Here is a 14,911-nt window from a genome sequence, read left to right as displayed (position 1 = left end):
TACAAGTTGCAACAGAATATTCCCCGGGAAATAATATTTTCTACTGTTTTCGACAAGCCTTTCAATTAAAAACGTGTTATCATAATAGCAAGGTAATCTTTTTGTCCGCTTTGATTTAGCATTAGGCGAATGAAGCTTCCCCCTACTTTACTGCTTACATCTTGCCGAGCAATAAGGTGGGGGGATATATGTTAAAGTGGAAGAATAATTGTTTAAAATTAGATGGGGTGCAAAATGAATCAATCTAAAATTATAGTAGATGGAGCAATGATGATTGCAATATATGCCATATTATTGCTTATCGGAGTATTTGCTCCTGTTATATCAATTATCGCAATGGTACTCCTGCCTATACCTTTTGTTGTTTTTACGGCAAGGCACGGGTGGAAGCCTGCTATCGTAATGTGGCTGGGAGCCACTGTTATTTCCATACTTATTGCAACTGTTTTAGGTTTGCCTGTCACGGTTCTAATGGGAGCTGGTGGCATCATGATCGGTGCAGCGATATTCCGCAAGCTTTCGGCACATGAAACATGGGCGAGAGGGACCTTTGGATTTATCTTCGGTTTGCTATTTGCCTTTGTTTTTACACAAATGGTGTTTGATGTGAATTGGGCGCAAGAAATTGAACAGCAAATGAATGCTTCAATGGATGCTACCTTTGAAACGCTTGGTGATTTCGGATTATCCGATCAGCAACAGGCAGAAGAGATGATGGGGCAAACAATTGATCAAATTGTAAGCTTATTACCTGTTATGCTTGTAGGCGGTGCGGTGATAATGGCCTTTATCAGCCAATGGCTCAGTTATAAGATGATTAATCGACTTGATAAAAGAGAGCTACGGTTTCCACCGTTTAGAACGTTACGTTTTCCGACATCCCTAATTTGGGTATATTTCTTTGCATTAATAGGGTCGTTTTTAGTTGGTGACACGAACAGTTTCTTATATACTGGAGCCCAGAACATACTTGTTTTAACAGGGCTACTAATGACTCTACAGGGATTTTCCTTCATATTCTTTTATGCGCATCATAAGAAAATGTCTAAAGCAATTCCTGTTTTCAGTGTCGTACTCACCCTTCTTTTCCCAACACTTTTACTGTTTCTTGTGCGATTCATAGGGATTATCGATTTAGGGTTTGGGATGAGAGACCGCCTTGCCAAAAAAGATGAATAATCTCAAAAAATGGTTTTAAGCAGTAGGAGCTGATGAAAATGCCAGATGGAAAGAAGAACCCCTTGCTAAGCAGTCATTTGTGGATTATTTACTTGTTATCCATCGTATTACTTGTTGTAATATGGTATTTCCAATGGGTGCTTGGTCTTATTATGACATTGCTATTGGGGGCGTCCTTTTATTACAGCATTCGGACGGAGAGAACACTGCAGGATGAAGCAGAACAGTATATTACAACACTATCCTACCGAATTAAGCGAGTCGGTGAAGAGGCTCTGCTTGAGATGCCGTTTGGAATTATCTTATACAACGAGGACTATACCATCGAATGGGCCAATCCTTATATGAATCAATTCGCAGAGGATACCCTTGTTGGTGATTCACTTCAGCAATTATCTGAAGATCTTATTCCTATGATTAAAGAGAATAAAGAAAGTATATGGTTTCACCTGGAAGGATATGAGTTCCAAACTACGGTGAAAAAGGACGAACGGTTGCTATACCTGTTTGATCGAACGAAGCAGGCTGAATTACAGCAGCTCTATCACGATGATCAAACCGTATTAGCTTTTATCTTCTTAGATAACTATGAAGAAATCACCCAAAACATGGATGACACGAGTAAGAGTCAGCTAAATTCAAGAGTAACAGAGGTACTAAATAAATGGTCCAATTCTTATGGACTTTATCTAAAGCGTACGTCACAGGAACGATTCCTGGCAGTTGGCACAAAGGATATACTGCAGCAGCTTGAAAAGGTGAAATTCGATATTCTGGACGAGGTTCGAGAAATAAGTGGTGAACAAAACAACCCAATTACCCTTAGTATCGGCGTTGGCCAAGGAGATGTTGATCTGCCCACCTTAGGCGAACTTGCTCAATCGAGCCTTGATTTAGCCCTTGGACGTGGTGGCGACCAGGTGGCAATTAAAGATGACTCCGGTAAAGTAAGATTTTATGGCGGAAAAACGAACCCGATGGAAAAACGAACAAGGGTAAGAGCGCGCGTTATCTCCCATGCCTTGAAAGAGTTAGTGCGGGCAAGTGACAATGTAATCATTATGGGACATAAATCTCCAGATATGGATTCACTCGGTGCCGCAATTGGTATTTTAAATATTGCCAAGTCTAATGATGTAGAGGGCTATATTGTCTTTGACCCAGATGACATAGATACGGGTGTATATCGTTTAGTGGATGCTATAAAAGAGGAAGAAAGTGTCTGGCAGCATTTTATCGAACCAGAAGAAGCAGAGTCCCTTACAGGCAACAGAAGTTTAGTAGTGGTGGTGGATACACATAAACCATCCATGGTTGCCAGCGAAGACCTGCTTCACCAAACAGAATATAAGGTTGTCATTGACCATCACCGAAGAGCAGAAGAGTTTATCGACAATCCAACCCTTGTCTATATGGAACCATATGCCTCTTCTACTGCCGAGTTGGTTACAGAGTTATTAGAATATCAGCCGAAAAAGTTGAAGTTAAAAATGCTCGAAGCCACTGCACTGCTTGCAGGAATTATTGTAGATACGAAGAGCTTTACCTTACGAACAGGCTCCAGAACCTTTGATGCAGCCTCTTATTTGAGAGCTAAAGGTGCGGATACTGTGCTTGTCCAACAATTTCTTAAGGAAGATCTAGATTTATACATTGAGCGCAGTAAGTTAATTGAACGAGCTGAGGTGTACCGGAAGCATATTGCGATATCAAAAGCTGATGCAGGCAAGTCTTACGGCCCAGTGTTAATTGCTCAGGCTGCTGACACATTATTGACAATGAGTGGAATTAACGCATCATTTGTCATTTCCGAGCGAAAAGATGGTAGAATAGGAATTAGCGCTCGTTCATTGGGTGAAGTAAATGTACAGGTAATCATGGAAAAAATGAATGGTGGCGGTCACTTAACCAATGCCGCTACGCAAATAGAGGACACAACGATAGATGAAGCAGAAAAGCTGCTTAAAGATATTTTAGAAGAGTATTATGAGGGGAGAGAAGCTGAATGAAAGTAATTTTACTAAAAGACGTAAAAGGTAAAGGCAAAAAAGGTGAAGTAAAAAATGTTTCCGATGGTTATGCTCGGAACTACCTTTTGAAAAATAATCTGGCTGAGGAAGCTACGAATGCTAATTTAAAAGCTTTAGAGGCGAAACAGAAAAAGAATGAGCAACTAGAACAACAAGAAAAAGAAGAAGCAATGGACCTAAAAGATACACTCGCGGATCTTACAGTTGAACTAAAAGCGAAATCCGGCGATAATGGTAGGCTTTTCGGTTCCATTACGAGCAAGCAAATTGCCGAAACCTTACAAAAAGAGCATGGCTATAAAATTGATAAGCGTAAGATTGAACTCGACGAGCCGATCCGCGCACTTGGTTATACGACCGTACCGGTTAAACTACACCCAGAGGTATCCGGATCAATTAAAGTACATGTTGCAGAAAAGTAAGCAACACTCGTGATGAAAAGCTTATTAACGAGAAATGCTGTCTTTGTATCTGGTTTTAAGGAGGGCTCACTTGTAAAAGGTGGGCCTTCTATCATGAAATCACTAAGGAAAGGAGGCGGGGTACTATGAGTGACACATGGAGTGATCGTAGACCACCACATAATATTGAAGCAGAACAATCGATTATTGGTGCCATTTTTTTAGATCCAGAGGCGTTTTCCACAGCTTCTGAGCTGTTAATGCCAGAGGATTTCTACAGAGCGGCTCACCAGCGTATTTTTGCTGCGATGATGAAGCTTGCTGACAGAGGCGAACCGATTGATGTAGTGACAGTTACCACCTACTTACACAATGCCAAGCAGCTAGAGGAAGCAGGCGGTGTAACCTATCTTTCCGAGGTGGCTGAAAGTGTCCCTACCTCCGCCAATATCGGCTACTATTGTAAAATTGTTGATGAAAAAGCCATACTTCGCCGTTTAATACGTTCTGCGACAGATATCGTAACTTCTGGGTTTGAGCGTGAGGATGAAGTAGAAGATGTTTTAAATGAGGCAGAGAAAACGATCTTAGAGGTTTCTGGCCGCAAAAACTCCGGTGCCTTTAAAGCCATAAAAGATGTGCTAATTGATGTCTATGACAATATTGAACAATTGCACCATCAAAGTGCTGACGTTACAGGTATACCGACGGGCTTCCGCGATTTAGATAGAATTACGTCAGGGTTCCAACGAAATGATTTGATTATCGTTGCTGCCCGTCCGTCAGTTGGTAAAACAGCCTTTGCGCTAAACGTAGCACAGAACGTAGCCGTAAATACGGATGAAAATGTAGCGATTTTCAGTTTGGAGATGGGAGCAGACCAGCTCGTACAGCGTATGCTCTGTGCAGAGGGAAATATTGATGCACAGCGGATGCGTAATGGTCAATTACAGGCGGACGACTGGAGTAAGCTCACCATGGCGATGGGGAGTCTCTCCAATGCCGGTATTTATATTGATGATACTCCTGGTATCCGTGTAGCCGATATCCGTTCGAAATGCCGTCGTTTAAAACAGGAGCACGGCCTTGGGATGATTTTAATTGATTACCTGCAGCTTATCCAGGGGAGCGCGAATTCCAAGGAAAACCGACAACAGGAAGTATCGGAAATTTCCCGTTCCTTAAAAGGGCTTGCCCGTGAGTTAAATGTTCCACTTATCGCCCTTTCCCAGTTATCCCGTGGTGTGGAATCAAGACAGGATAAACGTCCGATGATGTCCGACCTTCGTGAATCAGGGAGTATTGAGCAGGATGCCGATATCGTTGGCTTCCTTTACCGTGATGATTATTATGATACAGAATCAGAGAAACAGAACATTATTGAAATCATCATTTCCAAACAACGTAATGGTCCAGTCGGTAACGTGGAGCTGGCATTCGTAAAAGAATATAATAAGTTCGTGGACCTGGATCACCGCTACTCCGAAAGCGACGTTCCACCGGTTCCAGTATAACGATAATGCGATGAGCAGCCCTTCCATTGGAGGGGCTGCTTTTTTAGGCTCTATAATATATGTTGGGGTACAGAGAAAATTCAGCTAAATAAAACACGCAAACTCCGAATTTTGTTAGACTTGTTTTAACCACAAAACAATAACAAAAGGAGTTGCGTGTAAGTGAATTTTAACATTTCTTTCCCAGGTTTAGAAGAGTTTCGTATTAAAAAAACGATTGAAAATGGTGGAGTTTTTCAGCTGCATGTGGAACTGGATGCCAAGCCCCATCGTTGTCCAACGTGTAATACCCTAACACAAAAGGTGCACGATTACCGCACTCAAAAGATACAGCACTCAAAACTGTTTATGAGAGAGACGCTAATTTTTTACCGTAAACGTCGCTATAAATGTGAACACCCACAATGTAAAAGGCGTTTTTATGAAAATAACTCATTGGTAGAACGCTATCAACGGCAGTCCAAAGAACTAAAGCAAGCTATTGCGTTAGAGCTAATTCATGGAAAAAACTTTAAAGCAATTGCCTCTCGATTTAACACTTCCGCAACTACTGTAATGCGTAGGTTTGATAAAGTGGGATCTAGCTTTTTGGAGGAAACACGGGAGTTACCTTCTGTAATCGCTATTGATGAATATAAGGGAGATTCAGACGGAGAAAAATACCAAACCATTATTGCCGATCCGGTGGATCGGAAGCCCCTCGAGATATTGCCGGATAGGAAAAAAGAAACGGTAGAGGCTTATCTAAGAGAGCATGGTCAGAAAGTAGAAAAAGTTGTAATGGACATGAGCCATTCCTTCAAAGCAGCTGTGGACCAAGCATTAGGGAAACCTATTGTAGTAGCTGACCGTTTTCATTTCTGTCGGCATATTTATTGGGCACTTGAGCGTGTAAGGAGAAAAGAACAAAAGCAATTTAGCGACTACGATCGTAAAAAGTGTAAGCGGATGAAACATGTGTTTAATAAGAAGCATGAAGATTTAACGGAGAAACAACGCTGGTATCTGGAACGTTACTTGAAAATGTCTGATACCTTGCGGACAGCATACCAATTAAAAGAAGCTTTTCGGCTTTGGTTTGAAGAAGCAAAGGCCCTAGGGCCTTCTAATTTAACGGCAGTCAAAGAACGTTTGTATGAGTTTTACGACTTGGTAAAAGCGTCTGGAATTGAGGAATTTAAAAAGGCCATGGAAACCTTTCAAAATTGGCAAAAAGAGATTATGAATAGCTTTGCCTTTAATTTACATAATGGGTATGTGGAGGGGATTAACAACCAAACGAAAGTAATAAAGAGGAATGCTTTTGGATACCGTCGTTTTGATCGGTTTAGAATGAGAGTATTATTACATCATCAATATAAAAATATAAATGGGCGAGTCGCATAAAGAAGGAGTGAGCGTTAGCTCACCCCAACATTTGACTTAGAACCCTTTTTTATTACTGGTTTTAAAACCACAGGCTCTGCCTGTGTGAGAATTCAACTTGTAGAGTTGTAACAGAAAAAACTCCTTTCGGTATAATAGAGTTGGCCGTCAAACCGACTCTATATACAGAAAGGAGATCTACTCATGTCGAGTGACAATAGTTTATCACACACCCGATGGAATTGTAAGTATCACATAGTCTTTATACCCAAGTATAGAAGGAAAGTAATTTATGGCAAATTAAGAAGAGACATCGGGGTGATCTTAAGGCGTTTATGTGAGATGAAAGATGTAGAAATTATCGAGGCTCATGCCATGCCCGACCACAACCATATGCTGGTGAAAATACCACCAAAGATGTCAGTATCTTACTTTATGGGTTACTTAAAAGGTAAAAGCTCTTTAATGATTCACGACAGACATGCAAACCTAAAGTACAACCATGGGAACCGCACATTTTGGGCAAAAGGTTACTATGTCAGTACAGTGGGGCTCAATCAAAAAACGGTGGCAAAGTACATTCGTGAACAGGAATCTGAGGATAGACTACGAGACAACATGAGTAAACGTGAATACGTCGATCCATTTAAAAAATAGATAGGAATATAAACGGTTGACGGTCAATTTCGAAGCCCCTTTAGGGGCCTCGTTGGTAAAGTGCCCTTATAGGGCGAAACTAAAACCGCCCGTTTTACGGGCGGATAGTTACTCCGTATGTGTGGAATTGGAAGTCGCGCGTAAATCGTGTTGAGTCGCACATTAAGACTGGGAAGCCGATCGTCAACCGTACTGAGTCGCGCGCCAGCCCTGAGAAGGCGATCGCCACCCTGCAGAGTCGCGCACCAACTCCAAAAAGTAGCGCCCCATCCTACAATGTCACCCCCACCCATCCAATCCACACTAACAAACCCCATACTACGAAAAAGGTATGGAATGTATTGATTTAGCACAAAGTAAATAAAAGATAGATAACTATCACGAACAATAATCCGCATATTAATATAATTGTTCGTATTTCACATTGACTGCAAGCAAAAATATTGATAAAATTACGATGGTATTTAAAGAAATAACATATAATATAAAATTTTTGTGGAGGTGCGCTATGTCCTCAGTAGTAGTAGTTGGAACACAATGGGGCGATGAAGGGAAAGGAAAGATTACCGACTTCTTATCGCAAAATGCCGAAGTGGTTGCCAGATATCAAGGTGGTAACAATGCTGGACATACCATTAAATTTGATGATGTTACGTATAAATTACATTTGATACCATCCGGAATTTTCTTTGAAGATAAAATTTGCGTACTTGGAAATGGAATGGTTATTGATCCGAAAGCGTTTGTCGAGGAGATTGCTTACCTGCATGAACGCAATGTATCAACAGATAATTTGCGAATTAGCAATCGCGCACATGTTATCCTGCCATATCATTTAAAACTAGATATTTTACAAGAAGAAGAAAAAGGAATTAATAAAATTGGGACAACCAAAAAAGGAATTGGCCCAGCTTATATGGATAAAGCAGCCCGTATGGGTATCCGAATTGCTGACCTTATGGATAAGGATGTCTTCCGTGACAAGCTCGAGCAAAACCTAAAAGAAAAGAACCGCCTATTTGAAAAGGTGTATGAAGTAGATCCAATCCAAGTGGAAGAAATTCTCGATGAGTACTATGAATACGGACAGCAAATGGCAAAATACGTTTGTGATACTTCCGTAGTACTTAACGATGCACTTGATGAAGGGCGCAGAGTTCTATTTGAAGGTGCTCAAGGTGTTATGCTCGACATTGACCAAGGAACCTATCCATTTGTTACCTCCTCTAACCCGATTGCTGGAGGCGTTACGATTGGTTCTGGTGTTGGTCCGACCAAAATCAACCATGTTGTTGGTGTATCAAAAGCGTATACAACACGTGTTGGAGATGGCCCGTTCCCGACAGAGTTACATGACGAAGTTGCCGACCAAATTAGAGAAGTAGGCCGTGAGTATGGGACGACAACTGGTAGACCACGTCGTGTTGGCTGGTTTGATAGTGTGGTAGTTCGCCATGCACGTCGTGTTAGTGGGATTACAGACCTGTCGCTAAACTCGATTGATGTTCTGACAGGAATTGAAACATTGAAGATCTGTGTAGCGTATCGCTATAAAGGGGAAGTTATCAATGAATTCCCTGCAAGCCTTTCTGCACTAGCTGAATGTGAGCCAGTTTATGAAGAAATGCCTGGCTGGACAGAGGATATTACAGGGGTTAAAAGCTTGCATGAACTACCGGCAAATGCCCGCCATTATTTAGAACGAATTTCCCAACTAACAGAAATCCCGCTTTCTGTTTTCTCCGTTGGTCCTGACCGTAGTCAAACAAATGTAGTACGTAGTGTATATAGCAGTTAATCTGCATGTTAAAGAATCAGCCATATAGAAAGTCTTATCGAATAAGGCTTTCCATTACGGCTGATTTTTTCTTCCCTTACTTCCCCATCCGCGAGAACTACGTTTTCCCAAAATCAGTAAAATTGCTTTTTAAAGAGTAATGGGCAGGTAAAGACATTTGCCCAAAAGTACGATAGAATAGAGGTAAGTGTTTTAAAATGAGGAGAAGTAGGCTTAAAGTAGTAAAATGGACTACTATCAGCCTAATTTGCCGATCAGGCGATGTTTTAAATCCTCTTGTAGTAAGTATGTAGAAAAAGGATGTGGCAAAAATGAGTCAAAAGATATTAGTCGTTGATGATGAACAGCCAATTGCAGATATATTAAAATTCAACCTTGAGAAAGAAGGCTATGAGGTCGTGCTTGCACATGATGGGGATGAAGCCATTCAAGTAGCAGAAGCAGAGAAGCCTGATTTAATTTTACTAGATATAATGCTGCCAAATAAGGATGGTAATGAAGTTTGCCGTGAAATTCGTAAAACACAAATGATGCCGATTATTATGTTGACCGCAAAAGATGCAGAAATTGATAAGGTGCTAGGCTTAGAATTAGGAGCAGATGACTATGTGACAAAGCCATTCAGTAATCGCGAAGTCATCGCCCGAGTAAAAGCAAACTTACGGAGACAACAAGCAGCTCCAGATGACACGGTAAAAGCAACCAAGGATATTGTTATTGGAAGCCTTGTTATCCACCCAGATGCTTATGTCGTTTCAAGAGATGGAGAACAGATCGAACTGACCCATCGTGAGTTTGAGTTGCTTCACTATTTAGCCCGCCATATTGGGCAGGTAATGACAAGAGAGCATTTACTTGAGACTGTATGGGGCTATGACTATTTTGGTGATGTGCGCACAGTCGACGTAACAGTTCGTCGCCTTCGTGAAAAAATTGAAGAAAATCCAAGTAACCCGACTTGGATTGTCACCCGAAGAGGTGTTGGTTATTATCTACGTAATCCTGAGCAGGAGTAATGTAGAATGAATAAAGTCGGTTTCTTTCGTTCGATTCAGATAAAGTTCATTATAATTTATATTTTATTGCTTTTAGTTGCTATTCAGGTGATCGGTTCTTTCTTTACAACAGAGCTGGAGACTGAGTTGGTGGACTCGTATAAAAGCTCCATTAATGAACGCGTTAATTTGCTTACCCATAATTTGGAACAGGCTTTTGCCAGAGAACGCGGCGATGGAGAGGACGAAGTAACGCTTGAGGAAGAGATTCGCGGGATCGTTGCAGAAGTAGGTTCAGGGGATATGAGTCTACAGGTTATTAACGAACAAAGCAGAGTGATCGCAACGAACAATATCCAGAATCAAAACGATGTTGGAAAAAAAATATTTGATGAACGTGTCCAGCAGGCACTCCCTCCCGAAAGCTCCGTTATTAAAAAGGAGATGGAGGATAGACAAACTCAGGATCAATTATATGTAATTGCGCAGCCTCTTTATAAGGAGGAAGGTGTGGCCGCAGGAGTGTTGTACATTATAGCTAACATGGAAACTGTTTATAACCAACTTCAGAGCATAAACGATATCTTTCTTAAAGGTTCCATACTGGCTATTGTGGTTTCCGCCTTCATCGGTATTTTAGTAGCACGAACGATTACAAAGCCTATTATGGAAATGCGTCGTCAGGCTCAATTGATGGCCAGAGGAGATTTCACCCAAAAGGTAAACGTATATGGGCGAGATGAGATCGGTCATCTAGCGGAAACGTTTAATGACTTAAATAGCCGGCTTAAGCATTCCTATGCAACGATTGAAGAGGAGCGAAGAAAGCTTAGCTCTGTCCTCTCCAATATGTCAGATGGGGTTATTGCAACGGACAATACGGGTGCTATTACGTTAATGAATGAAGCTGCTGGTAGGTTAATTAGCCATGACCCCGATGATATTATTGGGGAATTACTAATTGATGTCATGCAGCTGGAGGATAAAATTGTAGATATTACAGAGCTACAGGAAAGTGGCTCGATGATCATTGATTTTAGTACTGAGGAAGAAGAATTCCTCGTTAGAGCAAATTTCTCTACCGTCGTGGATGACGAGGAGGAAGTGACTGGTTTTATCACTGTAATTAGTGATGTAACTGAGCAGGAAAAAGTGGAACAGGAACGCAGAGAGTTTGTTTCCAATGTATCGCATGAGCTCCGGACACCACTTACGACGATGCGAAGTTATATAGAAGCATTAAATGATGGTGCTTGGAAGGACAAAGAAATTGCACCAAGATTCCTTGATGTGGCCCAAAATGAAACAGATCGTATGATTCGTATGGTGAATGACCTCTTACAGCTGTCCAAAATGGATGCCAAGGAATATCCTTTGCAGAAGGAACGGACAGAGTTTGTTAGCTACTTCCACCAAATCATTGACCGTTTTGAAATGAATATTCCAGAGCATATAACGTTGCAGCGTGATTTGCCACGAGGGAAATATTTAGTTTGGCTTGATAAAGATAAAATGACCCAGGTGCTTGATAATATTATTTCCAATGCGATCAAGTATTCACCAGAGGGTGGAACCATTCAGTTGAAGGTGGAAAGCAACCGGCACCACCTCCTAGTCAGTATTCAAGACCAAGGAATGGGAATAGCCTATGATAAACTGGAAAGAATTTTTGAACGTTTTTATCGAGCGGACAAAGCACGGACACGAAAGCTTGGTGGTACAGGGTTAGGTTTAGCCATAGCCAAGGAGCTTGTTGAAGTACACCACGGAAAAATCTGGGCGAAAAGTATGGAAGGGAAAGGGACGACTATTTTCTTTACACTACCGCTTATGAATAAGAAGTGGAGGGGTGACCGATGAAACTTGAAACGACCAAATCGTTCGTTTTGGTTGTGCTTATTGGGATGAGTTTACTACTGACATTTGGCCTTTGGACGCATCAGCCATCAGAAGGTGATGCATCGTTGACCGGTGAAGGCAATTATACGGAGGGGAACCTTGGCGGTACAGAGGAGTCGTTAAAGACCATCGTCGAGCCCTCTTCGATTATCTTTCATGATAATGGGAGCCATTATGGGTTCCCAAATCCCGCAAACCAACGTAATTTTTATGGAGAAATACAAGAGTGGTCGATGAGTAATTTTCAGGTTCCCCAAATCCTGAGTGATCAAAGTGATGCAGATATGGAAATAAACTTCCCGGATGCATTACCTATGTCTATTGTTGGCAGGCTGTTTAATTTAAGTGAGTCTGTCGAAAATCCACCAACGTGGTCCTTTGACCGTATGACGTTTGATTATGAAGAAGAGAACAATTTATTACGTGTGACCTTTGATTCGGTAGATCGACAACGCCAAGCGAGAGCAACGATTCACGATTCAAATAGCTTGGGGTTATTTCAGACAACAGTGGAAGATAAAGAGGGCTTAATCCCTTATATTCTTTTTGCAGAAGGCTCAGAGGAAATTTATGTGCCGAGTCAACCAAATGGCTTACACAATTATACGCTGTCGATCGTAGATATTAACCCACAAATGTTAGTTAACTCCTTGTTCCGGGACCCAGAGGTAGTTAGTCGGTCTCTATCTCCATATGGGACTGTCTATACAGACTATGTAAGGGAGTTAAGAATACGACAAAACGGACAGGTTGCAGATTTTATAAACCCTATTTCTAATGATGGAATCCCACCACAGAAGCTGGATTTGCTTGATCTTAGTATGAGTAATATTTCCTCCCATGGTGGATGGAACAATGATTATAAGCTATTTTCAATTAATAGACGTGAAGAAAGGGTTCGTTATCAAATGTATTATCAGGACTACCCGGTTTTTGATAGTGGTCTAACAATGATTGAACAGGAATTCGGTAACCAAACGCTTTTAAGCTATCAGCGTCCGATGTTCCGGATAAATTCTGTTATTGACGACCCGGAGGTTAAAGATCTAGCGAGTGGCGAAGAAATTATTGCCTATTTAAGGAATAATGATGGTGAAGGCTATTCTATAGATAATATTGAGGATATCCGCATTGGCTATGACCTCACGTACAATGATAATGCGAGTACCGATTTTCTCGGCCTTAAAGCCAAATGGTTTATGAAGCACAATGGCTCTTGGCGGGCGATAAAGGAGGAGAACATGGATGCAATGGAGTCAAATTAAAACCCTGTTTATCCTCTGTTTTCTTATCCTTGATGTTTATTTGCTAGTGCAATTTATTGATAAGCAGGATAGAGCAGACCAAGAGCAATACTCACGAAATAATGACCTTACGATTCAAGAAAAATTGGAAAGTGAGGAAATCACCCTTGGAGACATTGACGTAGGGATAGAAAAAGAAGCATCTATTATTGTTTCACCAATTGAATTTACAGAGGAGCAAGTAGGGACAGTTGAAGGATTGGACAACCAGGAAGCTGTAATAAATTCAAACAACCTTATTATTGGTCATATGGACGAGCCCATTCCCATAGCAGAAGAGGCCAGTAGTGAAGAAATTAGCAACACAATAGGAAATTATATTTACCGGTTCGGAGATTACCAATTTTGGCACTGGGATAAAGACTTAAACGCTCTCCTTTTCTTCCAGGAGAAGGAGAACCAACCTATCTATTACAATCAATTGGGCCTTTTGCTTGTTTTTCTAAATGAAGACAATGAGGTGGAGTATTATACACAATCGATCCTTGGGGAAGCGAATAAACATGAGGGACGAACTTTAATTCCACCACTTCGGGCAATTGAGACGTTGTATGATAATAACGAATTATATTCCCAGGACCATGTAGACAATGTCCAATTCGGTTACCATACATGGATTCCAACTCTTTCAAGTGGAAAGCAGGTTTTTGCACCTACCTATAAGGTAACGGTAAACGGTGATGCCGGAGATAGAGAAACCCGTGATTACTTTGTAAATGCAATTGAGGGACAAGTATTCTCCAATACAGATGAGGATTTTACTAGGGATGTCATCGTTAAAAATCTAAGCGAAGTACAGATGCTTACTCAAGACCTTGATTGGAAAGATGATATGGTTAACAAGCTAAGAAGCTTGACACAAACAGATACAAATCGGAGTGAACTACCATGACACTACGTTTCAGTGTGCTTGCATCTGGAAGCACAGGAAATGCGTTTTATATAGAATCAAATAAAGAAAGATTACTAGTTGATGCAGGGTTAAGTGGCAAACAGATGGATCTTCTTTTTGATCAAATTAATATTGATCCAGCTAATCTGACTGGCATTCTTGTTACACATGAGCACAGTGATCATATTAAAGGGCTCGGCATTATGGCAAGAAAATATAACCTGCCAATCTATGCAAATGAAAAGACATGGAATGCTATGGAGCATAGCATTGGGAAGATTACGTTAGACCAGAAGTTTACCTTTAACATGGAAGAAGTAAAGACCTTTCAGGATCTAGATATAGAATCCTTTGGTGTGTCGCACGATGCTGCAGAGCCGATGTTTTATACGTTCCATCATGAAGGCAAGAAAGTGGCGCTCGTCACAGACCTTGGTTATGTTTCAGAGCGAATAAAGAAAACCGTAGAAGATGCTGATGCTTATATTTTTGAAGCAAATCACGATGTTGGCATGCTGCGGATGGGGCGCTACCCTTGGAATGTAAAAAGGCGGATACTCGGCGATTCCGGCCATGTTTCCAATGAAGATTGTGGTCTTGCCCTGACCGATATTATAAGCAACCGCACAAAGCGCATCTATTTGGCGCATCTTAGTCTCGACAACAATATGAAGGACCTTGCCCGCATGTCAGTCGATAGTGTCCTACAGGAAAGAGGCATAAACCTTGATTTGCATGATACTGATCCGAAAATGCCAACCCCTTTATATGATGTAGGGTAAGGAAGGTATTTCCCACCACTCTCATTATAGTTAGATATTTGCTGACAGCCCCATATCCTTTTGAGTTTGGGGCTGCAAGTTACATATGGAATAAA

Annotated in this window: 12 protein-coding genes; all 12 read left to right on the top strand. The window is 41.2% G+C overall.

Going from position 1 to position 14,911, the window contains the following annotated elements; genetic code table 11:
• The first annotated feature begins 234 nt into the window (after nucleotides 1-234).
• The 12 genes from LG273_RS19125 to LG273_RS19070 all read left to right on the top strand — a co-directional run bounded on the left by LG273_RS19125 (nucleotide 235) and on the right by LG273_RS19070 (nucleotide 14,816).
• Nucleotides 235-1,179 carry a YybS family protein gene (locus LG273_RS19125; RefSeq protein WP_404456856.1) on the top strand — a complete coding sequence of 315 codons (945 nt, stop codon included), beginning with the start codon at nucleotides 235-237 and terminating at the stop codon, nucleotides 1,177-1,179.
• A gap of 38 nt (nucleotides 1,180-1,217) precedes the next feature.
• On the top strand, nucleotides 1,218-3,188 hold the full coding sequence (locus tag LG273_RS19120; RefSeq protein WP_379559988.1) for a DHH family phosphoesterase: 1,971 nt from the start codon (nucleotides 1,218-1,220) through the stop codon (nucleotides 3,186-3,188).
• Nucleotides 3,185-3,631, top strand: a complete 447-nt coding sequence (rplI, locus tag LG273_RS19115) for a 50S ribosomal protein L9 (RefSeq protein WP_379559989.1) — start codon at nucleotides 3,185-3,187, stop codon at nucleotides 3,629-3,631. The genes LG273_RS19120 and rplI overlap by 4 nt, the downstream gene beginning before the upstream one ends.
• A 125-nt stretch (nucleotides 3,632-3,756) precedes the next feature.
• Nucleotides 3,757-5,124, top strand: coding sequence for a replicative DNA helicase (gene dnaB / locus LG273_RS19110; RefSeq protein WP_379559991.1), 1,368 nt, complete (start codon nucleotides 3,757-3,759; stop codon nucleotides 5,122-5,124).
• Nucleotides 5,125-5,286: 162 nt separating this feature from the next.
• Nucleotides 5,287-6,510 (top strand): ISL3 family transposase, encoded by a 1,224-nt coding sequence (locus tag LG273_RS19105; RefSeq protein WP_119578682.1) that lies wholly within the window; start codon nucleotides 5,287-5,289, stop codon nucleotides 6,508-6,510.
• Between the two features lie 183 nt (nucleotides 6,511-6,693).
• Nucleotides 6,694-7,146: an IS200/IS605 family transposase gene (tnpA, locus tag LG273_RS19100; protein WP_404456851.1), complete on the top strand. Its 453-nt coding sequence runs from the start codon at nucleotides 6,694-6,696 to the stop codon at nucleotides 7,144-7,146.
• A gap of 508 nt (nucleotides 7,147-7,654) precedes the next feature.
• A complete protein-coding gene (locus tag LG273_RS19095; RefSeq protein WP_404456848.1) occupies nucleotides 7,655-8,944 on the top strand; it encodes an adenylosuccinate synthase in 1,290 nt (429 codons plus the stop codon).
• 311 nt (nucleotides 8,945-9,255) lie between these two features.
• A complete protein-coding gene (yycF, locus tag LG273_RS19090; protein ID WP_379559993.1) occupies nucleotides 9,256-9,960 on the top strand; it encodes a response regulator YycF in 705 nt (234 codons plus the stop codon).
• A gap of 6 nt (nucleotides 9,961-9,966) precedes the next feature.
• A complete protein-coding gene (walK, locus tag LG273_RS19085) occupies nucleotides 9,967-11,799 on the top strand; it encodes a cell wall metabolism sensor histidine kinase WalK (RefSeq protein WP_404456845.1) in 1,833 nt (610 codons plus the stop codon).
• On the top strand, nucleotides 11,796-13,103 hold the full coding sequence (locus tag LG273_RS19080) for a YycH family regulatory protein (RefSeq protein ID WP_404456843.1): 1,308 nt from the start codon (nucleotides 11,796-11,798) through the stop codon (nucleotides 13,101-13,103). The genes walK and LG273_RS19080 overlap by 4 nt, the downstream gene beginning before the upstream one ends.
• Entirely contained in the window at nucleotides 13,084-14,034 is a 951-nt protein-coding gene (locus LG273_RS19075; protein WP_404456840.1) for a two-component system regulatory protein YycI, read from the top strand. The genes LG273_RS19080 and LG273_RS19075 overlap by 20 nt, the downstream gene beginning before the upstream one ends.
• Nucleotides 14,031-14,816, top strand: a complete 786-nt coding sequence (locus LG273_RS19070) for an MBL fold metallo-hydrolase (RefSeq protein WP_404456837.1) — start codon at nucleotides 14,031-14,033, stop codon at nucleotides 14,814-14,816. Before LG273_RS19075 ends, LG273_RS19070 begins: the two co-directional genes overlap by 4 nt.
• Nucleotides 14,817-14,911: the final 95 nt, after the last annotated feature.

This window comes from Oceanobacillus kapialis (assembly GCF_044790185.1).
Classification (GTDB): Bacteria; Bacillota; Bacilli; order Bacillales; family Amphibacillaceae; genus Oceanobacillus_B; species Oceanobacillus_B kapialis.
The sequence above is the reverse complement of the archived record's forward strand: the minus strand, read 5'-3'. Positions and strand labels throughout refer to the sequence as shown.